Consider the following 22,224-nt stretch of genomic DNA (forward strand, 5'->3'; position numbering starts at 1 on the left):
TATTAGATTTAATGTTTACGGTTGTTCATTTATTGTGTTTAAATAAACTATTATATAAGCAGTATTAAACAAAAATAATGAAAGCCCTCATAACAATAGGTTGCAAGACAGATCACGGTGGAATTGTCGTAGAAGCTGATAGTTCTTTTCTAGTTGAAGGTAAGTCAGTTCATTTAGAAGGTATGAAGCATGTATGCCCTAAATGTAAAAAGAGTGTTTCGGCTATTTCTTTAGGTAAAGGCTTTCTAACTGTAGGCTCTAAGACCATCATTATGGCAGGTGATAAGACTACGTGTGGAGCTACATTCCTACCTCAACAAAATTTAGTTGTTAGAGCAAATGGCAGTGGCTTAGGTAAAGCCAATGCTGCTAGTTCTTCTTTTATGACTAATAAGCAGTATTCAGGTCAATACCAATTAATTAATGAATTAGATGGTCAACCATATAAAAATATCAAATATAACATTACTTATGATGATGAATCTTCTGTTGAAGGTATAACTGATGAAGAAGGTATGACTGAAAAATTAAGTTATCGTGATCAACCTAACACTATCACTATTCAAGTAGCGGAGGATGAAGGATGGTAGATGTTCATAATGGTCAAACAACTCAAAGAGCTACAGTTCAAAAGGTAAATGTAAAACTTCCAATCCGTTTGGTACTTTATGGAGGGGCTAGATCATTAGGTGACAATGGTGCTTTTTATAATGCTTCTAAAAATGTGATTGCTGATTATAAAAATGATTTACCTGTTAAGTCCTATTTCATATCAAAAGGTATGTTATAGCTGGATTTAAATTTTAAGCTACATTGCCTTCAAGCCTAAATCGAGCGCTTCTTCTATGTTTTTGTCAAAACGGACAGCGATACTTTTAACTTTGGATTTTAGCACTGACCATGCTTTTTCAATTGGATTTAAATCTGGACTGTAAGCAGGCAAGTACATGATTCTACAGTTAAAGTCTTTGGCTAGTTTTTTGATATCTCCGTTCTTATGAATCGAAGCGTTATCTAGAATCAGCAGATGTCTTTTGGTCTTATCTTGATTATCTTTGGTTAAATTTTCAAGTAGATATCTCAACCATCCCGTGAACATTGCTCGATCGCATGAACCTTGAAAAATCAAAGGGTAAAGGAACTGATACGCTGAATTAGACCTCACAGCACTGATGATACTTAATCTTTTACCATGACCACCCAATTTTAAAGCAGCGCAACGACTGCCTAGTTTAGACCAACCATATTGCGCTGTATCTGTGGTGTTTATCCCAGACTCATCAATATAAAGAATCTGATCTTCCCCAAACGCCTCTTTCCATTGCGGAAGAAACCAGTTGAATACAGCCCTTGTTATTTTGTCGGCTTGCTTATAGAGAAAACTCTTTTTTTACGTGTCCAACCAAGTCTATGAATGGCTTTTAACAGGGTTGAGTAAAGGATTGGATACCCAAACTTTTGTTCAAATAAAGGGATGAGATCTTTCACTTGAGAAAATTCAGTAGTTTCAATAAAGTGTTTGAAAGCATCCATATCCTTGATTTTAGTGGGTCGACCTGCATTGATTTTAGGCTGTTTCAATTCTCCAGTGGTGTTTTGAAGAAGAATCCAATCATCCAAAGTGGTTCTAGATATTTTAAAGGTTTTACATGTATATGATTTGTGATTATTTTCTTCATAAAACTGCATGACTTTTTCACGTAAATCCACTGAATATACTTTAGGCATGATCTTGAACAAATTAATTTTTTATCATTGTATCCTAAAATAAGATTGCAGCTATACAACTTGTCGAATATATTAATGCTCAGCCTGTAAATACAGTCCAATCTTTAGATATTTTTGGTCATGGATCTCAATCAGCTCTTTATTCTGTGATAGGTGCTTCAATGAATAAATCAATGAGCTACGAACATGCTCAAGATAATAATTTAGTTTCAAATATTTACCTTGATTCTTCAACTAAATTCTCTAAATATAGTTTGTTCGGTGGTGCAAATTGGAGTAATTGTCCTATTTTATCTGATATTAATTTTAATGTTTTTACTAATGAATCTAAAATTGAGATACATGGGTGTAATACAGCAATTGATGGGGATGAAGACTCTTTTAGTGCGGTTCTTTCTTCACACCTGTTTAAAGCAGGAAAAAAGAAAAGTATTGTTATTGGTCATACTGACTTCACTACCCCAAATCGAGGAAATACAAAGGAAATAACTAAACAAGACTATCGGCATGGACAACGTGCTATTTTTTATAACGGCAAGCTTAGATATAAAACACGTGCTGAAGGTCGTATATCTGTTTCTTTAATTAAGAAGATTATGGGAAGTTAAATGGAAAATTACGGTTTTTGGATTACAGTTTATTCATGTGTTTTTTCAATTTTAATCGCTTCTTTAAGCTTAAATTCTGTATTTTTTATAAAGGATAAAATCGATAAGATCTTAGCATTTATAAGTTTCACTGGCTTGTATTCACTAATTTTAAGCTATTTCTTTGATAAAGCTTGGCTAGGCTACTTAGAGCAAGAATTTTTATATAAATTTATATATGAGGGCTTTAGTTCACATATCTTTCATGGGAATTTCTATCTACTTTTTTCATTAATTATTTTCATTGTACTTTTGATTAGATTATTTATGAATCGAAAAAAGATTAACAAGTGAAATTGTATAATTAAAGAGATCAATATGTTCAAAAAAATAAGTATTTATTTTTTGAGTATCATCTTATTTTCAATTGTCTTTTGGACTTTGATTAGATCCTCAAGTGATCTAATTTTTTCTACAAATGCAGGCTTAGATGGGGAACCTCATAAAGCTAAATATATCTTTGGAGGTTGGTTTGCTTTACTTTTGACTGGCCTTATTTTGAGCTTAGTTTATTTACCTAAAGGAAGAAAATAAAAGATCTCTTTCATAAATCAAAAAATAATCAATCTTTTGCCGATTATTTGTACCAAAGCCTCTTCAATAATCATGCATAATCTTTGAATGAAATACATCGATTCAAAAAAGCTTTCTGAAACACAGTTCAAGCGATATACAGGCATCTCATGGTCAACCTTTTATTTAATGGTTGAGCAACTTAATATGCATGTTCCTGCCAAAGGCAGACCACCTAAATTGAGCATAGAAGATCAAATCCTTCTATGCTTAAGTTATTGGCGTGAATACCGAACATTGTTCCATGTCGCAACAAGTTATGGTGTTTCAGAGCCTACAGCTTCAAGAATCGTCCGCCACGTAGAGGACTGCCTCATCAAGTCGAATTTATTTAATTTACCAAAGGATTTGCCAGAAGGCGAAGGCATTGATTGGAATGTGGTGATCGTAGATGCCACAGAAATTACAATACAAAGGCCTAAAAAAACAGAAGAAAAGCTATAGTGGGAAGAAGAAGGCACATACTTTCAAAGTTCAAGCCATCATTCATTATAAGACTCAGAAAATTCTAAGTTTATGCACGAGTCGTGGTGCTGTACATGATTTTGAACTCTTCAAACGTAACTTGAATCAGATTCCTATAGGTGCCTTCATTCTTGCAGATAAAGGCTATCAAGGGATTTATGCAGTATATGCGAATAGCCTATTGCCATTAAAAGCAAAAAAGCGCTGCAAACTGGATCCTGAGCTAAAAATGTATAATCAAGAAATCAATAAAAGGAGAATTGGCATTGAGCATATATTTGGTAGTTTGAAAACTTTCAAAATTCTTGCTGAGCGATATCGTAACCGTGGAAAAAGACTGGGCTTAAGATTCAATTTAATTGCTGGAATTTACAACATGGAGCTGAATAAAAAATGACTTATGAAAGAAGTCTAAAGAATCCCCAACTTAAAAATAGCTCAACCTTATTAATAATTATGAAAAATATCGGATGGATTGTACTTTATACTCAACTCCTAATAGGTCTTATCTATTCTTATAGCTATTTCCATAGACACCTAATAGTAAACAAGGTTTTATTGTTTTGTGTGGCTGTTGTTGGCCTATCAAATCTATTGTTCTTTTTGTTCAGTAAAATTAAATATTTTTCTATCAGATCTTTCTTATCTATCATCATTTCGTCAGTTGTATTAACTGTTCTTTTCACTATATTGAACCGTGATTCTGTTCAATTTGAAGCAATAGATCTTGTTCTTATTTCATTATATTTAGTTTTGAGACTACTATTATTCATAACAACACCTATAGCTATGCTTATCGAAGCTTATCTTCGGTATAGAAAATAACAAGTCCATCCGTTAAAAACCCATCAAACCGCTACACAGGCAATATTGAAAATAAAGCGGTGAGGGTGCTAGAGATAGCCGAAAATAGCTAAAAAGAATCAAAATAAGCATAAAAATAATAAGAAAACAGTAATGAAATATGCATTAAAACCTTATAAAAACGTGCATTCAAAAAGTCATTACCTTGATAGATAAGGCTTATAGCTAGTCAAGAGCCTTAATTTTTAATTAAACGCATGTAAAAATGTGTCTAAGAGGTCGGTCATTCAGCATTAAACGCTAAATATTTGAATATCCCCCCATAGTGTTTAGAGCTTGTACCATTAATTTTTAATTAAAGTCTATTAGTCTCTGATGGTGACCACCGAATCAGCGTACATAAGCTCAAGTAAATACCTTCTTTTTAACGATCAATTCTTATAAAAATAAGCCTAGCAACAAGTAATTTGTATCCCTGTGTGTATCCCTTATTTTTATTATATCATTTTTTGTTTAAATAACAGTTGTTTATAAATCCAGTTCAATTGACGCCATAAGTGGAAAGGCTTAAACTGTAATGGTTTAAGCCTTTTTTTATGCCTTATAGCTGCAATCCTATTTTAGGATACAATGATTAAAAATTCATTTGATCAAGATTATGCCTGAAATATATTTAGTGGATTTACGTGAAAAAGTCATGTAGTTTTATCAAGAAAACAATCACAAATCATACACATGTAAAACTTTCAAAATATCTAGGACCACTTTAGATGACTGGATGCTTCTTCAGAACACTACTGGAGAATTGAAACAGCCTAAAATCAATGCAGGTCGACCCACTAAAATCAAGGATATGGACGTTTTCAAACACTTTGTTCAAACTACTGAATTTTCTCAAGTGAAAGATCTCATTCCTTTATTTGAACAAAAGTTTGGGTATCCAATCCTTTACTCAACCCTATTAAAAGCCATTCATAGGCTTGGTTGGACACGTAAAAAAAGAGTTTTCTCTATAAGCAAGCCGATAAAATAACAAGGGCTGTATTCAACTGGTTTCTTCCGCAATGGAAAGAGGAGTTTGGATAAGATCAGATTCTTTATATTGATGAATCTGGAATAAACACCACAGATACAGCGCAATGTGGTTGGTCTAGACTAGGCAGTCGTTGCCCTGCTTTAAAATTGGGTGGTCATGGGAAAAGATTAAGTATCATCAGTGCTGTGAGGTCTAATTCGGCATATGAGTTCCTTTACCCTTTGGTTTTTTCAAGATTCATGCGATCGAGCAATGTTCACGGGATGGCTGAGATATCTACTTGAAAATTTAACTAAAATAATCAGGATAAGACCAAGAGGCATCTGCTGATTCTAGATAACGCTTCGATTCATAAGAATGGGAATATCAAAAAACCAGCCACAGACTTTAACTGTAGAATCATGTGCTTGCCTGCTTACAGTCCAGACTTAAACCCAATTGAAAAAGCATGGTCAGTGCTAAAATCCAAAGTCAAAAATATCGCTGTCCGGTTAGACAAAACGATAGAAGAAGCACTCGATTTGGGTTTGAAGGAAATGTAGCTTAAAATTTAAATCTAGCTATATCTAGTACGGTTACAGGTGTTCAAACCAATCATAGGGCTGCTAGCACAGTGGTTAGCATTGGTTTTATTCCGATATTATTTATAAATGTAAATAATAGTGATTATCATTTACATTTGGTGTGTGGAGGTATATCTTACATATCACACTATTTTTACTGAATAGATAAAGTGATAAAGATGAAATCAATTACAGATCAGATTGCGTTACAACATTTAATTAATTCGTATTTACAAGAAACAGGAAATGGATATTTCATCTCTGTAGCAGAACAACCTCAGCAGTTGCAAGAAAAGAGTCAAGGCAAAGTATTAGTGTGTATTCCGTTAGATACAATCGCTGGATATATATATGTGCCTCTTGAATATGTAAGTAAAGTTGGACGACATCGTTTTGCAGCTTTGCCGTGGGTTGAACAAAAAGGAGAGCTTATAAAAATTAGCGCCGTGAATTTAGCTGCAAATTTGTTAGAAAATTTGATCGCGCAAGAAAATGGAAAACAATTAGATACGTCATCACTACTGGAAAGCTGGATTCAAAGTCGTCGAGCCTTAGAGCAGTTTTTGAATCATCGAGAAGATCATATAGATGAAGTCGTGGCCTTTAAGCAAAACTTTATTCAGAGCGAACAAGCACTTGTACTTGGACATAGTATGCATCCCTCTCCAAAGAGTCGTCAGGGTTTTGTGCAAAATGATTGGCAGACTTATTCTCCAGAAACAAAAATAGCTTTTAAAATGCATTTTTTATATGTACATCCTGATCATGTGGTACATGACAATGCCCATAATTTGCATATTCCAAGCCAATTTAAACAGGATTTAGCCCCATTTTTTAATGCTTATCATCGTGCAAAAATGGCTGAACATCCTGATTATGCTTTATTGCCTTTGCATCCATGGCAGGCCAGATATTTAAAAGATAAAGATTGGTATCAACAGCTTTTACACGAAGGCAAACTGATTGATTTTGGTGCATTAGGATGGGAGATGAAAGCTACAACATCAGTGCGAACTTTATATAGTGAACAGGCACCTTGGATGTTTAAAGCTTCAATGACTGTCGCTGTGACCAATTCAATTCGAGTGAATCTTTATAAAGAATGTCATCGAGGATTACTCAGTTACCAATTGTGGAACGATAACTGTCTTGCAGATTTTAGACAGCGCAATCCACATTTAAAAACCATGAGTGACCCAGCCTGGATTGCACTAAAAGTGAATGGACAGGTCTTAGACGAAACGATTTGTATTTTGCGTGAAAATCCCTTTAAGCAAAAAGACGATGTGACTTGTATCGCATCATTGTGTCAAGATCATCCATTTGAATTTAAAAATCGTTTTAGTGAAATTTTTACCACTATTTCACAGCAAACGGGCCAAAACAAATCTGATGTTGCTTTACAGTGGTTTAAGCGTTTCTTAGAGATTACGATTTTACCACTCATGGAGTTGTATCATGAATTTGGTATGGCATTTGAAGCCCATCAACAAAATACTTTAATTGAACTTGAAGGGGGAATGCCGAAAAAAGTTTGGTTTAGAGATAATCAAGGTTTTTACTATATTGAAGAATTGGCCAGTGAAATTTTAGAACGTTTTCCAACATTGGCAACGGATGGTCAAGCAGTATGTCCATTATCACTTGTAGATGAGCGTTTCCGTTATTATTTTATTGGTAATACATTGTTTGGGTTGATTAATGCCATAGGTATTACGGGTGTAGTCAAAGAACAACAACTGCTTGAAATGCTCCGGTCATATCTGCTTCAGGCCTATAAAAAATATCCACAAAGCAATTTATTAAAAACTGTTTTACATCAGGATACTTTTCCATATAAAGGTAACTTGATGACGCGGTTGTATGAATTGGATGAATTACAAGCGCATATTTCACAGCAATCTATTTATATCAACCTCAAGAACCCGCTGTACGTTAAACAAACGATAGGGGAGGTTGAATATGCTTGATTTTATTGGTATTGGCTTGGGGCCATTTAATTTAAGTCTGGCTGCATTGCTCAATCAAAATACTTCACTCAAATATCAATTTTTTGATAAACGTCAGAATTTTGATTGGCATGCTGGAATACAACTGCCCAATGCCATGATGCAAGTGCCATTTATGGCAGATTTAGTCAGTATGGTCGAGCCGACAAGCCCATATAGTTTTTTAAATTATTTAAAAGCTCAGCAACGATTATATAAGTTTTATTTTCGGGAAAGTTTATATATTCCGCGTCAAGAATATAATCATTATTGTCAGTGGGTGGTTCAGCAATTACATCATTTACAGTTTGGAAGCCGAGTAACGGACATTGCACCTATTTCGGGTGGTTTTCAAGTGATTACCGAGCAAGAAGGTCGTTTGTCTGTTCATCAAACCCGAAAACTAGTGCTAGGAATGGGAACAATACCCAAGTTACCAGAACCATTACAAATAATTGCTAAGCAAAATAGGCAGTGTTTGCATTCTTCAAATTATCTCCATCAATGTGATGAGCATTTATCTGGCCATGTTGTGTTGATCGGTTCTGGACAATCTGCTGCTGAAATATTTATCGATTTATTTGATCGACAAATCAATTCTGAAACGGGAAAACCCAAATTTCATTTATATTGGTTGACGCGTTCGGCAGGATTTTTCCCGATGGAAAACACCCCATTAGGTTTGGAAAGTTTTAGTCCAGATTATATGTCCTACTTTTATCATTTACCCAAAAATTTAAAAGAGACCTTGCCGACTACGCAAGCCAATTTATACAAAGGCATTAGCGCTAAAACCATTCGTGATATTTATGAGCGTCTTTATCATCGAAGCATTGGAGCAGTAGATACGCATGTCACCATGGCGGGTCATTATCAACTTGAAAGTGCAGAAGTGATCAATGGAAAGAATATTCAGCTCAAATTTTTTCAAACACAGCAGCAGCAGAATTTGCATATTCAAGCAAGTACGGTGATTGCTGCGACTGGTTATCAATATCCTTCTTTAGATTTGTTAAATAAGTTAAGTCCCAACATTGTTTTAGACACACAGAAGCATTGGCATATTAATGAGAACTATAAGTTGAACTATCAAGCCGATGGCGAAATTTATGTCCAAAATACGGACTTGTTTCATCACGGCGTAGGCACGCCAGATTTGGGTTTAGGTGCTTTTCGTTCTGCAAAAATCGCCAATCAAATTTTAGGTGAGCGTTATTTTGAAATTGAAGGGCGGCAAAGTTTTCAAGATTTTCAATCTAAAGAGATTGAGCGGCCATTTTCAATAAGGGATGTCGCGAAAAGCAGCTATCGTTCAGACGGCGAGTCATCTCAAATTTCAAGAAAAAAGACTAACTTATTTCCTGAATATTTGGCGAAGTAAGAAAGAGAGTATATATGACTGAACTATCCAAGTCAGAGTCTCGTACTGCTTCTGATGTTTCAATGTCACAACGTTGGGTAATGATTTCCGTTATGTTGGGAACAGGTACAGTCAGTATCAATAATAGTAGTTTCAATCCTGCTATTCCCCAGCTTATGCAAGATTTTCATATCGCTGAAGCTACGGTCAGTTGGGTCATTGTGATCTTTCTTTTGAGCATGAGCTTAAGTTTGCTAGTGACTGGATTCTTAAGTCAGTACTTTGGTAAACGCCGTGTGTATTTATCGGCATTAAGTATTTTTATGTTGAGCTCAATCTGTGGCGTACTGGCTTCTGCTTTTGAGACTGTTTTGGTAATCCGTGCACTACAAGGTTTTTCTAGTGGACTGATGATTCCATTGTCATTAGGCATTATTTTTTCAGTCACACCGAAACAACAACGTGGCGCTGCAACAGGGCTATGGGGTGCAATGATTATGCTGACATTGGCATGTGGCCCTATGCTAGGCGCGCTCATTTTGGTGCTGTTTAATTGGCAAGCTTTATTTCTGCTGAATGTACCTCTGGCTTTGTTGGCTTTGGCTATAGGTTGGTTATATTTACCGAAACAGTCAATCGATACGAGTTTGAAATTTGATTGGCTCGGTTTTGTGTTATTGGCAATTTCAATCGTTTCATTATTGATTGGTCTAAGCACGGTTAAACAATTACAGGATTTACAACAACTGTCGTTCTGGTGGTTATTGGGTTTGAGTGGTTTAACAGGATTTGTTTTTTTTTGGTCAAGTCGAAAAAAAACCGATGCCATTATTACTTGGCGGTTGTTTCAAAGTCGTGAGTTTAATTACAGCCTGATGATATCAGTTGTGCATACCGTCGGTTTATTTATCAGCTTATTGCTCATACCGTTGCTTATTCAAAATACCCTGCAGTTAAGTCCAATTTGGACCGGATTATTACTGATGAGTAGTGCATTAACCACCAGTTTATGCAGTAACTGTGCGGGTAAATATTTAGATCAGCATGGTGCAAAACAGCTGATTATTTTTGGCATCCTGCTGACTGCCATTTCTTTTATTGGACTGGGTCTAGCAGCCAATGTATCTCTCATTTTACTCATAGTGTGTATGGTCATTCATGGTCTGGGTTTTGGTTTGTCCTATATGCCTGCAACCACAGCTGGGTTAAATCACTTACATGATCCAGAACTGGTCACGCAAGCTGCAGCTGTAAATAACTTATTTCGACGTCTCAGTTCGGCTGTTGCCGTGGTGATAGCTGGACTTTATCTGCAAATTCGCACACAAATTTTTTTATCGAATCATGAACTCCCGATTGCACAGCTATATGCAATTCGAGAGCTGTTTTTCTTCTGTGCAGGCATGACTTTATTGGCATTGCCTTATGCATGGAAATTTCCGAACCATAAACAGCCAAAGCTTCATATTGAACATTAATAATTAAGGAAAAAATAATGGGTCACTTACATCCAACATTATCACAAAACAATCACTCTTCTTTTACACCGACGTTGGCTTGGCAGCAACCTGATCACGCTACCATCAAGAAAGTGGAGCAACGTGTCATTAAACAATTGTTGCAAGCACTGATTTATGAAGAAATTATTACAACAAAAATAGAAAATGGCAGTTTTGTTATCAGCGCTCAAGATCAAAATCAGCAAGCGGTTCAGTATTTTGCTGTAGGTCAGCATTATTTGAGCTTTGGTTTGGTACGTATAAGTGAGCAAGATGTTATTCGTCAAGACCATAGGGGAAAAACATCGATCGCACAATTAAATAGCGTCGTTGACGAAATTGTCCGTGCTATTCCGAATGCGACTCAATTAGATGATTTTATTTATGAGTTGAAACGTACTTTTATCCATGATGTGCAATCCCAACGTTGTCAACATGAATTTCCACTTCCTGCAGCCCAACATAATTATGATGTTTTAGAAACCTATTTGATGGCAGGGCATCCTTATCATCCATGTTACAAGTCGCGGGTGGGTTTTAGTCTACAAGATAATTTGAAATATGGCGTTGAATATGCCCAGCCGATTCATTTGATATGGTTAGCAGTACATCAGTCATTAGTCTCAGAAAATAATTCTGTCTCGATTGACCCAGATCGCTTTTTAAAACACCAACTGACTGAAAAAGATTTAGAAACATTTAATCATGTTGTTACAGAGCATCATTTAAATGCCGCTGAATATACGTGGTTACCTGTTCATCCTTGGCAATGGGAAAATACCTTGGTTCATACTTTTTTTGAAGAAATAGTAGCTCAAAAAATCATTTATTTAGGTCGGGGAGGCGATGCCTATATTGCTCAACAGTCTTTAAGAACTTTGACCAATTTATACCATCCTGAAAAGCCATATATCAAGCTTTCAATGAGCTTAACCAATACCTCTAGTTCACGCATTTTGGCTTCTCATGCCGCCATGAATGGGCCATTAATTACCGACTGGTTACAACGTTTGATCGAAAATAGTGACATTGCAAAGTCATTGGATTTTGCCATATTGCGTGAAGTTCATGCAACTGCGGTTGATTTTGCCAAATTGCCAGCCTCACATGCAAAACAAGCTTACGGCACCATTGGAAGTTTATGGCGTGAAAGTATCCATACCTATTTAAAGCCTGAAGAAGATGCCATTCCACTCAATGGTATTGGCCATATACAACATGATGGACAATTGCTTATTCAACCGTGGTTAAAAGAATATGGAACTGAAGCGTGGATTGAACAATTTCTATCGGTAGTGATTCAACCGATTTTATTTTTATTACATGCTGAGGGGATTGGCTCAGAATCACATGGTCAAAACATTATTTTAGTGCATAAAAATGGCTGGCCAACCCGAATTATCTTAAAAGATTTTCATGACGGTGTGCGTTTTAGTCCAGAACATTTAACCCATCCAAATGAATATCTAGACTTATATGCTTTACCCGCAGAGCATGCCAAAGCAAATCGAATGTCATTTATTTTGACTGATGATTTAAATGCCGTTCGAGATTTTAGTTGTGCCTGTTTATTCTTCGTTGCTTTAAGTGATATCGCAATGACGCTCCAACAGAACCAAAATTTTTCTGAACAGCAATTCTGGCAAAAAGCAGCAAATATTATTCACCATTTTCAACAGCGACATCCAGAACATCGAATCAGATATGAAAAATTTGACGTATTTGCACCACAGTTTTGCATTGAATCTTTAACCAAAAGACGCTTGTTTGGCGATGGCGAAGTTCAACTTCGTTTTGTGAATAACCCTCTGTATCAATTTCGCCCACAAGCAGTTTAAGAGGTCATAAGATGAATACGATGTTATTTTCACCGACTGTGACTGCTCAAATGGTATGGGTCGACTTGGTGAATAGTTTTTTGGTAGAAGGCTATATTTCTGAACAATATATTTTTACTGAACAGCAGGCCAAAACCCAATTAGAAGCGCGGTTCGAGCAAAATTTTAGTTCACTGTTTGAGGCTTATTCAAATCAAGCTTATTTTGTTGTTTTATTTAATTCAACATTGTCTGAATTTATTATTTTGCCTGTGCGAAAAGCGATTAAACAAGATTGGCAAATCCAACCTTTTGCACCTGCTTTTTCCGTATTGGTTCAAATGCAACAAAACTTTCAATTACGTACTTTAAATGCTTTAGAACTTTTTGATTCAATGCAGTGTTTAGGATATTTTACCGATTGTAAGGAATCCAAGTTAAACGCTTTTAGACTTGATTTACAACTGAGTCTGCAACAAAACCAACTCAGTACTCAGCATCAGATTCAAACCCAGACATGGGATTTAGATCAATCTGCTCAATTGTTTATTCAACTTGAACAATATGCAGGACTCCGGGATCGTCCATATCATCCTTTGGCCAAACTCAAAGATGGTTTTTCAAAAGATGAATACCAGCAATATAGTCCTGAATTTTCACAACCTATAGCATTAAATTGGATTGCAATTAAAAAAGAAAAATTGGTCTTTGGGCAAGATGTCATACAACTTGAAATTCATCAACCTGCCAAAATTTTTCTTCATCACAATGAATATTTACAGTTACAACACGAGTTAAATTACAAAGGCATTAATGAAGAATATTTAACTTTACCTGTACATGTTTGGCAATTTGAGCATGTATTAGAACAAACATTTGCCCAAGAACTCGCAGATCACGTGATTATTCCTTTGCAGTTTCAGTCCACTGAAATGTATGCCAGCTCTTCATTAAGAAGCTTATTGTCATCGTCAAAACCACAAGACAGTTTGAAACTTCCATTAGCAGTGAAGTCTTTAGGGTCGCTACGTTTTTTACCCATTGTCAAAATGATCAATGGACAGAAAAACCAGAAACTTTTACAAGTTGCTAAACAAAAAGATGACGTTTTGAAAAAACGCTTATGGTTATGTGATGAAAGCCAGTGGTGGGCTTATTTACCGCATCAACCTGAAAATTTAACTCCAGATAATCTCACTTTATTTGATGAGCGACCAATGCATTTGGCAGCACAGCGGCGCCGTATTCCTGCTGAATTGTTGCAGCAACCTTATCAAATTATTCCAATGGCGAGTTTAGGACATTTCGTAGATGGAGAATTATACCCTTTTGAACTTATTTTAAAGGCTCAAAATATTGAATCGAATAAAGAGAATGTCATTCAGATATTTGTAGCCTTATGTCGAGATTTTTTTGAGGTGAATTTACGTTTATTTCGTCTAGGTTTAATGGGGGAGATTCATGGTCAAAATATTTGTATTGTTTTAAAAAATGGACAGTTTTCAGGATTTATGCTGCGCGATCATGATTCGGTGCGGATTTATTTACCTTGGCTGCAACAACATGGTTTGCAAGACCCACATTATTTAAGCCCTCATGATTTTAAAATCACGCTTTATCACGATTCTATTGAAGAGTTGATTTTGTATCTTCAAACACTGGGTATACAAGTGAATTTAGCCAGTATTTTAGAGTCGATTGCTGAATATTATCAAATTGAGGAATATGAGCTGTGGCAGGTTGTGGCTCAACAGTTACAAGAGGCCTTAAATGAGGTGCCATTGAATGATGAAGCACGCGCTGAATTACAACATCTTTTATTTGAAAAAGAGCAGTGGCCATATAAACAGCTTATTCGTCCATTATTGCAGCAAAAGAATCGAGTAGGGAGCATGCCAAGCAGTGTAGGCAAGATCGGTAATATTTTAAAAAACTACCAAGCTTTTTATAACGATTGATAAAACAGGTCACTAAAACGTGCGTTCTCCTATCCCTGTCGCCAATATTGAGCCAGAACTGGATTTAGAAAATCTAGGATTGTCGCAAGCAAAACAGATTTTGGTCGATCAGCTTAATATCAAAATTCATTTGCATGCGCAAAATACAGATAGTTTTTCAGATTTAATGAATCCTGAGCGATGTTTAGTTGTACTGAGTGAATTTCAGATTCGAATTCAGGCGGTTAATTTGACCTGTTCAGCTTCTATGTTTATGAAGTATTGGGCAGTGCCCCTGTTATTTCCCTATTTATATGCACTGCTCACTGAACAGATTCATTTACCTTGGGAATTATCTGCACTTTCAGTACAAATGGTGCCGACATGGTATTGGGATCGACATTTAAATTTTAAGCTTTCGTTTTTATCTTTAAATTCGGTGAATACTCAGAATTATGCTTATGAGATTTTTATTTTAAGAGTTTTTAAGGATTTAAATCAGATTTTTGAAGTGATGAGTAAGGTTGGAAAAGTACAGAAGTTTTTGCTTTGGGAAAATACCGCACTTCGTATTTTACAGTTTTACGACCTGATGCAACGAAAAGACTCAACCCTAAAAGGGTTGAGGAAAATGAAAAACCAGCGGCAATTTTTATCTGATTTAAATGCTGAGTTTTTCGGTTTAAAACAAAATCCATTTTTACTGTTGGAACAAAGCCGAAAATTGAGTGGGGGAAGCTATCAACGTAAAAAATGCTGTTTTTACTTCCAATTACCCGAAGCTGAAAATGAATATTGTGCCAGTTGCCCTTTAGTGAAAAAGGATCAAGGGAGAGATCAAACCTGATGTCAGAGCCATTAAATTTTTTATTAACACAATATGCCTTTGTTGCCAGTTCAACCATAGGTCATGTTTTAGACACAGGCTATTTACCCAAAATTCATGCCGTTAATTCGGTTCAGCATGTCGTCGGTATTGTGCGAACAGTGACCTTAAACTCTATCAATGCGATGCAGATCCGTCATGCCCTTTTAGAAAGTAAAGCTGGCGATATACTGGTAATAGATGCGAGAAAACTTGGATATCGAGCATGTTGGGGTGAACAGCGTCATCGCGCAGCTATCTATCATCAATTGGCTGCGATTGTCGTTATAGGTGCGGTAACAGATATAGATGCTTTAAAAACAATGAAAGTACCTGTATTTGCTCAAACTGTAAGTAGTTTAACCACAAGGTCTGAAGGCGAAAGTTTTGTTGACTTTGATCACGATATTCACTATTTGGGTTCCACTATTTCCACAGGGGACTTAATGGTTGCAGATGCAGACGGTATCTTTATTTTAAAACCTGATATTGCCGCACAATATTTAGAAAAGTTTCAACATATGGAATTACGAGAAAAACAAAAACGTGACCAGTTTTTCAGTCAGCATTCACTTGAACAGTATTATCATGCCAATCAATAACCGATGTAACGGATAAAAAGAGTAATAAACGAGATATGCACACATTATCCTCCAAACTTCCAAATGACTTTAAGTATCAAGAAAAAGGAGTGTCATATGCACTTCGGGCTTTAAAGCTGCCGCAGGATTTTTCATTACTTTATAAGTGGATGCATGAACCGCATGTGATTCCCCAATGGCAACTCAATAAACCTGAAATAGAATTAGCCGTATATTTTGAAAAAATGCTCATTGATGACCATCAACGACTTTATATTATTCAAATTAAAGAACAGGATGTTGGATATTTGGAGATATATGAAGCTAAGCGGGATAGGCTTTCATTATATTATCCTGCATTAGACAATGATTTAGGTTGGCATATATTGTTGGGTGAAATAAATGTAGTGGGAAAAGGGCATTTTAAAGCCGTGATGCGCATGATGTGTTATTTCATTTTTGAACATTCAACTGCTGAAAAAATAGTCGGAGAGCCCGATGAAAATGTAAAATCTTATCAGTATGTAGCACAAGAAATTGCATTTGAAGCCCAGAAACACATTCAAATGTTAGAGAAAAAAGCCATTTTATATCATTGTTTCAGAGAAAAATTTTATCAACAATGTGGAGAGTTATTGCCTTTTCAAACAGATGATCTTTACTAATTTTTTGAATGTTTTATATCTTCCTAAATTTTTAAATCCTTTTAAAATTCGAGTGTGCTAACTCGATGCTATCTTTTTAATCAATTTATTCCAGCCAATTTATTCCAGCATGGTTATAAGCATTAAATATTGAAACAAGGATTTTACAACAGTAATGATAATGGTTATTATTTGCGCTAACATTAATACTCAAGATTCAAGGAACAAGAATGCGACTATCTCACTTTAGTCTTTGCCTTTTGACCACCGCCATTTGTACACATTTATATGCAGATGACATGGCTAAAGTCTCATCATCCGAAACAAAACAAGCCAATACGCAGTTAGCTTCAATCGTTGTCACAGCAACACGTAGTCCAAAAAGTATTGCGGAAGTTGCGGGAACGGTTCAGACCATTGCGGGTGATGAAATTACACAACAGGCAGGGGCTGGACGTAAAGTCGCAGATGTTTTGGCACAGCTTGTACCGTCTTTAGCACCGAGTAGCGGTACCACCAGTAATTATGGTCAGACCATGCGCGGACGTAATGTACTGGTGATGATTGATGGGGTATCGCAAACCGGCTCTCGTGATGTGGCACGTCAATTGAACAGTATTAGTCCAAATATGATTGATCATATTGAAGTCGTTTCGGGTGCAACCAGTATTTATGGTTCTGGAGCAACAGGCGGTATTATTAATATTATTACCAAACGTGCAGATAAATCGAAACCTCTAAGCTTTCAAACCAAGTTGGGTCTGACATCGGCTGATCAGTTTCGTAGCGATAGCTTAGCCTACCAAGTGGGGCAAACAGCATCATTTAATAATGACAAAATGGATGGTTTTTTAGGTTTAGACTATACCAACCGAGGTTCTCAGTTTGATGGTAAGGGTGATCGTATTTCATTAAGCCCGTGGCAAGGCAGCACTATGGACACCGATACCATTGATGTAAATGGTCGCTTAAATTTTAATTTAACTGAGCATCAAAGCTTAAGTTTTGGTGCTCAATATTATAAAGATGAACAAGATACAGAATATGGCCCTGACTATTCTTACTTAAAAACAAAAACACAACCCTCTTATAAAGCGATTAAAGGCTGGAGTTTAGACAATCAGCCATTTACAGAACGTTATGCTTTCAACACGCAATATCAAAATCAAGATTTCTTGGGCAAAATTTTGAATGTAGAAGCGTATTATCGTAATGAAAAGTCACGCTTTGTCCCTTATGGGTATTCCGCTGATGGCGTTGATGTAAAACAAAGTCAATCTAATGTTGATTATGCGGGTATTCGTTCTACGGTTCAATCTCATCTTAAAGTTGCAGAACGTGATTTAAAACTGACTTATGGTTTAGATTATGATTGGGAAAAAGACCACCAATGGGCCGAATTTTATACACCGAGTAATAATGGTTTGGTCTATACGGCAACGGGTGAAAAACAAGGTTCTGGACCAGACACAGAAATCCAAAATATTGGCACCTTTTTACAAGGTGACTATGCTTTAACAGATCGTTTAAATATTCAGGGGGGCGTGCGTTATCAATACGTTCAAGCAGATACGGACAGTTACTTAACTGCACGTAAACCTTTTACCTTAATGGCTGCTGATTCTACAGATTCTGATAAGTTTTTATTTAACTTAGGTAGTGTGTATGCATTAACGGATGATCAGCAAATTTACGCAAACTTCTCACAGGGTTATAGTTATCCTGATGTACAACGTGTACTACGTGATGTGGCCGCCTACACGCTCACAACTTCAGGTATTGCACCCATTACCGTAAATAGTTATGAATTGGGTTGGCGCTTAAACCAAGATGATGGCCTAAACTTAGGTCTAACAGGTTTTTATAATAACTCCGATAAGGTGGTTCAGTTCAACGCAGACCGCTCAGTGAATATTGTGGACACCGATCAACGTGTTTATGGTGCAGAAGCCAATGTCAGTTATCCATTTATGGAAAACTATAAGGTGGGCGGGACGTTGGGCTATACCCGCGGACAGTATAAAGATGCTGCAAATAAGTGGCATGAATTAAATGCGTTTGCGGTTTCTCCAGTAAAAGGAACGCTATTTGCTGAATGGAGTAATGATGAAGGCTATGGTGTTCGTGCGCAAATGCAAGCCATTAAAGGCACAGATAGAGCTTATAAAGATGACCAAGCACTAAAAGATGCAGGCTTCAAAGACAGTAATAGTGCAGCAGAGATTAAAGGTTATACCACGATGGATGTATTGGCGCATTTTCCTATGGCGAAAGGTCGCGTGGATTTTGGTGTTTATAATGTTTGGGGTAATCAATATAAAACAGTATTTGCTCAACAAGCGGCAATCACAAATGACAACTTACTTTTGGCTATTCCTGCCGAAGGACGTACCTTTGCATTGAGCTATCTGATTCACTATTAATCATCATTCAAAAAGTATCCGTAAAATGGTTATGGATACTTTTTTCGGTAGTGCATGAATACGACGTGATAAAAATAATAAGTTATTGATATTAAAATATATAAATGAATTATTACACGTTGGTATTTAGCACTACCATTATTCCGTATTTAAAGCCCATTGGACTGTCTGAGTATGTTGACGTAATTCTATGATTTTTGGCTTGTCTTCTATGATCGGTGTATGGGTGACTGGGGTTTTTATCGATCGCCTATTAGCTCGTTTAGTGATACTGAATTTGAGCATGTTTGCCTTAGCAATATTAATGTTCGCTTATTTCCAAAATCACCCTGTATTGATTATTTTGGCGATCTTTATTTGGGGGTTCAGTGTTGGATCATCCCCAGTGTTATTACAAACAGCTTGTGCTAATGCTGCAGGCGCGAATGCTGATATAGCCCAATCCATTTTAGTCACGATGTGGAATTTTGGCTTAGCCGCAGGTGGTATAACTGGCGGATTATTATTACAACAGTATGGGGCTTCTAGCTTTCCATGGGCGATGTTAGGCTTCGTATTATTGGCATTATCGTTACTACAATTCTCACGGCGGTTTCTATTTGTCAAAGAAGCATATTAACTATTTTTAATTTTCCCTATCAGGTAAGTAAACTTATGACCTATAGGTCTTAATCAGTTTTAAGGATTTCATAAGATCGACTTAATACCTCTTATATTAAATTTCTAGATTCTCAGACGCAGTGCAACAGAGATTCATCTGGCTTGGAAAGGCTTTGTTGCACAAATATTTAAAAATTAAAGCTCCCCATATCGCCTCAAATTTAAGTGATAACTTGGGTATGAGGCTGGCCTAATCCAGTGAATTTATTTTGGGCTGCTACACGTGCATGAATCTCATTGACTTTGCTTTGAAAGTTCATAGTACTGAGGTTTATTGCCCAATAATTTAATGCAATGCATCTTGGTTTCTACCAAACTTCGGCGGTGATACCCAGCCCACTTTTTCCAAATGGCTCTTCGTTAGAAGCACTGCCTCGCAAGATTGACTGTTTTCAATAATTCATTTCTCTGCATAGATCTCAAAGTTGTATTTTTCCAGAGCTTTGCATTTTTTCTTGGCGGAATCACCGCATGTGCTTGTCGATCTGAAATGACTTGTCTGCAATATTTTGTGTCATAAGCCCCATCTGTATAGACAGAATTAATCTGCTCATCTGGTGGAATTTGATCAAGTAAATCCCTTAGTACTTGCGAATCACTGACATTGTTCGTCGTTAAATGAACAGCCACTATTTGCAGGGTTTTAACATCTATACCGATATGCAGTTTACGCGATTGCCGACGGTATTCAGACTGACGCTTCTTGCGTTTCCATTCGCCTTCACCTAAAAACTTAAAGCCAGTAGAGTCGATGATGAGCAGTGTATTGCGCAAGAAAGTTCATCACTACTTTTCTGATAGCTAATCGCAATATCAATATACCTTTGACTTTACAGGTGGTGGAGTAATCTGGTGCTGTCCAATCCAGTCCATAAAATTTAATGAGGCTCTGAACAAAATCTATAACCATGCGTAAAGAGAGTCGAAATAGAGATTTGATCATGAGACAGCATTGAATAGCTATATCTGAGTAGGTTTGATTTCGTCCTTGCTTGTTTTTGAGTTGAACATACCATTGGGGGATAGGATCAAACCAAATCGAGATATTTCCTCGATTGATTAATCTTGCGCAGTATACTGCTCATATAAGAAGACCAATTGGTTGTACGGTAGATTTTAGGTCTAGGCTTATTCATTTGAAAATTATATTGTTGAATAAGCCTTTGATGGTAGGTTTGTGCAAAAAAGCCTTAGAAAAATGATTTTTGATTGATGGAAGAGTTAAATTTCTTAATCATCTATAAATAAATTTAGATATTTTATTGGCATAATCGATCACAAAACTAGAAACTTCTTGTTTGAATTTTTCTTCGCTATACGTACTCAACGGGCAGCTAACAGAAAGTACTGCTGTCATCTCTTGAGTAGATTGATTATGTATGGGCGATGCACACGCAGCCATATCATTATTAAAATGTCCCCAACTGACCATGCAGGGCTGTTCTTTTACCATTTTCAAACGCGCTAAAAGCGCTTCGATGTTACGCGGTGTGATCTCAGAATAAACTTTCCAATCTGTAAAATTTTGATAACGTTTGATCACTTCTGATTCTGGCAAATCTGCTAATAATAACTGACCAATAACGGTTGCATGCGCATGCCAGCGTGTTCCTACATGAATGTTACTTGTAAACGCACCTGTTGACTGCATATTGCTGATGAAAACAATATCAGTATTTTCTAAAATAGAAAGATGCACCGCAATTTTGATTTTATCGCGAAGTTCACGCATCAGGGGCAAGGCTAATTCTGTCATAGATGATTTAGAAAGACTATTAAATCCTAACTCCATAACGTTACTGTTCAGAGCATAGGTCTTTTGTGACATTTTCCTTAAATAACCACAAAACTCTAACGTATAGATTAAGCGAAAAGCACTTGAACGATTAACATCTAATTTTTCTGCAATTTCAGAAATTGTCATTTCCTGATTATGCTCATCAAATAATGCAAGAATTGATAAACCTCGCACCAAGCCCGGGACTAAGTATCGATCTTCATTTTTATGGGTGTCTTGTTCAAATACAACGTCTGTTTGAGTAGAGCTCATCTATAAATTGACCTTCACGATTTTTAAATTTGACCCAAATTTGGGTGTTTTCACACGATATTTTAGCATTATAAATCACTTAGATGGAGTTTACATATAAAACAATATTCCCTATATAAAACGTTACAATATGTTTAATTTTAATAAGTAAATGATTTATTTAATTAAATAATATTTGACAAAGATTTGAGTTAAAGTTTAATCTTGTTTTGTGTTTTAAATATCAAATAAAGTTTTACTAGTGAAACATGGAGGTTCTCTCGTGAATTGGATATCAGTTTGTAAAGTAGATGAAGTGGCAGAAGAAGAACCAAAGGCGATTGAGATCAATGACAAAAAAATTGGTGTCTTTGTTATAGAAGAAAAATATTTTGCAATTGAAAATGTTTGCCCTCATGCATTTGCTTTATTGACAGAAGGATTTATTGAGGATTCAACTGTTGAATGTCCATTGCATGAGGCAATTTTCGATATACCCACTGGACGTTTGGAAAGTGGTCCAGGTTGCAGAGATTTATGCACATATCCTGCACGCGTTGAAAACGGAGAAATTCAAATTCAACTTTGAAAATGGATGAATAGGG

General features: G+C 36.2%; 21 protein-coding genes and 2 pseudogenes. 19 read left to right on the top strand and 4 right to left on the bottom strand.

Going from position 1 to position 22,224, the window contains the following annotated elements; all coding sequences use genetic code 11:
* The first annotated feature begins 77 nt into the window (after positions 1-77).
* Positions 78-590, top strand: a complete 513-nt coding sequence (locus AMD27_RS03820; protein ID WP_067656592.1) for a PAAR domain-containing protein — start codon at positions 78-80, stop codon at positions 588-590.
* On the top strand, positions 584-790 hold the full coding sequence (locus AMD27_RS03825) for a hypothetical protein (RefSeq protein ID WP_067656595.1): 207 nt from the start codon (positions 584-586) through the stop codon (positions 788-790). Before AMD27_RS03820 ends, AMD27_RS03825 begins: the two co-directional genes overlap by 7 nt.
* 18 nt (positions 791-808) lie before the next feature.
* Here the strand turns inward: AMD27_RS03825 and AMD27_RS17970 are convergent, their stop codons facing one another.
* Positions 809-1,357 (bottom strand): IS630 family transposase, encoded by a 549-nt coding sequence (locus AMD27_RS17970; RefSeq protein WP_081405914.1) that lies wholly within the window; start codon positions 1,355-1,357, stop codon positions 809-811.
* Positions 1,354-1,728, bottom strand: a complete 375-nt coding sequence (locus AMD27_RS03835; protein ID WP_067655598.1) for an IS630 transposase-related protein — start codon at positions 1,726-1,728, stop codon at positions 1,354-1,356. Before AMD27_RS03835 ends, AMD27_RS17970 begins: the two co-directional genes overlap by 4 nt.
* A gap of 161 nt (positions 1,729-1,889) precedes the next feature.
* Here AMD27_RS03835 and AMD27_RS03840 point away from each other — a divergent pair, with 161 nt between their 5' ends.
* From AMD27_RS03840 to AMD27_RS03925, 16 genes and pseudogenes are all read left to right on the top strand, one after another.
* Positions 1,890-2,336: a hypothetical protein gene (locus AMD27_RS03840; RefSeq protein WP_228140699.1), complete on the top strand. Its 447-nt coding sequence runs from the start codon at positions 1,890-1,892 to the stop codon at positions 2,334-2,336.
* Positions 2,337-2,693: 357 nt separating this feature from the next.
* Positions 2,694-2,909, top strand: coding sequence for a hypothetical protein (locus AMD27_RS03850; RefSeq protein ID WP_067656605.1), 216 nt, complete (start codon positions 2,694-2,696; stop codon positions 2,907-2,909).
* A gap of 87 nt (positions 2,910-2,996) precedes the next feature.
* Positions 2,997-3,392 (top strand): transposase family protein, encoded by a 396-nt coding sequence (locus AMD27_RS03855; protein WP_067655826.1) that lies wholly within the window; start codon positions 2,997-2,999, stop codon positions 3,390-3,392.
* The gene (locus AMD27_RS03860) at positions 3,340-3,810 is read left to right on the top strand and encodes a transposase family protein (protein ID WP_067655823.1); all 471 of its coding nucleotides are present in this window, start codon (positions 3,340-3,342) and stop codon (positions 3,808-3,810) included. Before AMD27_RS03855 ends, AMD27_RS03860 begins: the two co-directional genes overlap by 53 nt.
* A gap of 1,185 nt (positions 3,811-4,995) precedes the next feature.
* A complete protein-coding gene (locus tag AMD27_RS03870; RefSeq protein ID WP_228140700.1) occupies positions 4,996-5,250 on the top strand; it encodes a hypothetical protein in 255 nt (84 codons plus the stop codon).
* 68 nt (positions 5,251-5,318) lie between these two features.
* Positions 5,319-5,795: pseudogene (locus tag AMD27_RS19025) on the top strand (transposase).
* A 200-nt stretch (positions 5,796-5,995) separates the two neighbouring features.
* The gene (locus AMD27_RS03880) at positions 5,996-7,786 is read left to right on the top strand and encodes an IucA/IucC family protein (RefSeq protein ID WP_067656611.1); all 1,791 of its coding nucleotides are present in this window, start codon (positions 5,996-5,998) and stop codon (positions 7,784-7,786) included.
* Positions 7,779-9,185 (top strand): lysine N(6)-hydroxylase/L-ornithine N(5)-oxygenase family protein, encoded by a 1,407-nt coding sequence (locus AMD27_RS03885; protein ID WP_067656614.1) that lies wholly within the window; start codon positions 7,779-7,781, stop codon positions 9,183-9,185. The genes AMD27_RS03880 and AMD27_RS03885 overlap by 8 nt, the downstream gene beginning before the upstream one ends.
* A 14-nt stretch (positions 9,186-9,199) precedes the next feature.
* Positions 9,200-10,642, top strand: a complete 1,443-nt coding sequence (locus AMD27_RS03890; RefSeq protein WP_067656617.1) for a DHA2 family efflux MFS transporter permease subunit — start codon at positions 9,200-9,202, stop codon at positions 10,640-10,642.
* A gap of 17 nt (positions 10,643-10,659) precedes the next feature.
* Positions 10,660-12,501: an IucA/IucC family protein gene (locus AMD27_RS03895; RefSeq protein WP_067656620.1), complete on the top strand. Its 1,842-nt coding sequence runs from the start codon at positions 10,660-10,662 to the stop codon at positions 12,499-12,501.
* Between the two features lie 11 nt (positions 12,502-12,512).
* Entirely contained in the window at positions 12,513-14,438 is a 1,926-nt protein-coding gene (locus AMD27_RS03900) for an IucA/IucC family protein (protein ID WP_067656623.1), read from the top strand.
* A gap of 19 nt (positions 14,439-14,457) precedes the next feature.
* Positions 14,458-15,264 (top strand): (2Fe-2S)-binding protein, encoded by an 807-nt coding sequence (locus AMD27_RS03905; protein WP_067656625.1) that lies wholly within the window; start codon positions 14,458-14,460, stop codon positions 15,262-15,264.
* Positions 15,264-15,884: an RraA family protein gene (locus AMD27_RS03910; RefSeq protein ID WP_067656628.1), complete on the top strand. Its 621-nt coding sequence runs from the start codon at positions 15,264-15,266 to the stop codon at positions 15,882-15,884. The genes AMD27_RS03905 and AMD27_RS03910 overlap by 1 nt, the downstream gene beginning before the upstream one ends.
* A 35-nt stretch (positions 15,885-15,919) precedes the next feature.
* Entirely contained in the window at positions 15,920-16,528 is a 609-nt protein-coding gene (locus tag AMD27_RS03915; RefSeq protein WP_067656631.1) for a GNAT family N-acetyltransferase, read from the top strand.
* Positions 16,529-16,737: 209 nt separating this feature from the next.
* Positions 16,738-18,930 carry a TonB-dependent receptor gene (locus tag AMD27_RS03920; protein ID WP_067656634.1) on the top strand — a complete coding sequence of 731 codons (2,193 nt, stop codon included), beginning with the start codon at positions 16,738-16,740 and terminating at the stop codon, positions 18,928-18,930.
* A 190-nt stretch (positions 18,931-19,120) separates the two neighbouring features.
* Positions 19,121-19,549 carry an MFS transporter gene (locus AMD27_RS03925; protein ID WP_067656636.1) on the top strand — a complete coding sequence of 143 codons (429 nt, stop codon included), beginning with the start codon at positions 19,121-19,123 and terminating at the stop codon, positions 19,547-19,549.
* Between the two features lie 202 nt (positions 19,550-19,751).
* On the opposite strand, the pseudogene AMD27_RS03930 reads toward AMD27_RS03925, so the two are convergent.
* Positions 19,752-20,726: pseudogene (locus AMD27_RS03930) on the bottom strand (IS5 family transposase).
* A gap of 98 nt (positions 20,727-20,824) precedes the next feature.
* On the bottom strand, positions 20,825-21,640 hold the full coding sequence (locus AMD27_RS03935) for an IclR family transcriptional regulator (RefSeq protein ID WP_067656639.1): 816 nt from the start codon (positions 21,638-21,640) through the stop codon (positions 20,825-20,827).
* A gap of 262 nt (positions 21,641-21,902) precedes the next feature.
* On the opposite strand from AMD27_RS03935, the gene AMD27_RS03940 reads away from it, so the two are divergent.
* Entirely contained in the window at positions 21,903-22,208 is a 306-nt protein-coding gene (locus AMD27_RS03940) for a non-heme iron oxygenase ferredoxin subunit (protein ID WP_067656641.1), read from the top strand.
* The last annotated feature ends 16 nt before the right edge of the window (positions 22,209-22,224 follow it).

It is taken from the genome of Acinetobacter sp. TGL-Y2 (assembly GCF_001612555.1).
Classification (GTDB): domain Bacteria; phylum Pseudomonadota; class Gammaproteobacteria; order Pseudomonadales; family Moraxellaceae; genus Acinetobacter.

Excerpts from the sequence above, each read along its gene's own strand:
- AMD27_RS03885 (WP_067656614.1), top strand. The coding sequence starts at position 7,779 with ATGCTTGATTTTATTGGTATTGGCTTGGGGCCATTTAATTTAAGTCTG.
- AMD27_RS03915 (WP_067656631.1), top strand. The coding sequence starts at position 15,920 with ATGCACACATTATCCTCCAAACTTCCAAATGACTTTAAGTATCAAGAA.
- AMD27_RS03860 (WP_067655823.1), top strand. The coding sequence starts at position 3,340 with ATGCCACAGAAATTACAATACAAAGGCCTAAAAAAACAGAAGAAAAGC.
- AMD27_RS03870 (WP_228140700.1), top strand. The coding sequence starts at position 4,996 with ATGCTTCTTCAGAACACTACTGGAGAATTGAAACAGCCTAAAATCAAT.
- AMD27_RS03935 (WP_067656639.1), bottom strand. The coding sequence starts at position 21,640 with ATGAGCTCTACTCAAACAGACGTTGTATTTGAACAAGACACCCATAAA.
- AMD27_RS03850 (WP_067656605.1), top strand. The coding sequence starts at position 2,694 with ATGTTCAAAAAAATAAGTATTTATTTTTTGAGTATCATCTTATTTTCA.
- AMD27_RS03820 (WP_067656592.1), top strand. The coding sequence starts at position 78 with ATGAAAGCCCTCATAACAATAGGTTGCAAGACAGATCACGGTGGAATT.
- AMD27_RS03835 (WP_067655598.1), bottom strand. The coding sequence starts at position 1,728 with ATGCCTAAAGTATATTCAGTGGATTTACGTGAAAAAGTCATGCAGTTT.
- AMD27_RS03825 (WP_067656595.1), top strand. The coding sequence starts at position 584 with ATGGTAGATGTTCATAATGGTCAAACAACTCAAAGAGCTACAGTTCAA.
- AMD27_RS03840 (WP_228140699.1), top strand. The coding sequence starts at position 1,890 with ATGAATAAATCAATGAGCTACGAACATGCTCAAGATAATAATTTAGTT.
- AMD27_RS03880 (WP_067656611.1), top strand. The coding sequence starts at position 5,996 with ATGAAATCAATTACAGATCAGATTGCGTTACAACATTTAATTAATTCG.
- AMD27_RS03855 (WP_067655826.1), top strand. The coding sequence starts at position 2,997 with ATGAAATACATCGATTCAAAAAAGCTTTCTGAAACACAGTTCAAGCGA.
- AMD27_RS03895 (WP_067656620.1), top strand. The coding sequence starts at position 10,660 with ATGGGTCACTTACATCCAACATTATCACAAAACAATCACTCTTCTTTT.
- AMD27_RS03920 (WP_067656634.1), top strand. The coding sequence starts at position 16,738 with ATGCGACTATCTCACTTTAGTCTTTGCCTTTTGACCACCGCCATTTGT.
- AMD27_RS03890 (WP_067656617.1), top strand. The coding sequence starts at position 9,200 with ATGACTGAACTATCCAAGTCAGAGTCTCGTACTGCTTCTGATGTTTCA.
- AMD27_RS03910 (WP_067656628.1), top strand. The coding sequence starts at position 15,264 with ATGTCAGAGCCATTAAATTTTTTATTAACACAATATGCCTTTGTTGCC.
- AMD27_RS03925 (WP_067656636.1), top strand. The coding sequence starts at position 19,121 with ATGATTTTTGGCTTGTCTTCTATGATCGGTGTATGGGTGACTGGGGTT.
- AMD27_RS03900 (WP_067656623.1), top strand. The coding sequence starts at position 12,513 with ATGAATACGATGTTATTTTCACCGACTGTGACTGCTCAAATGGTATGG.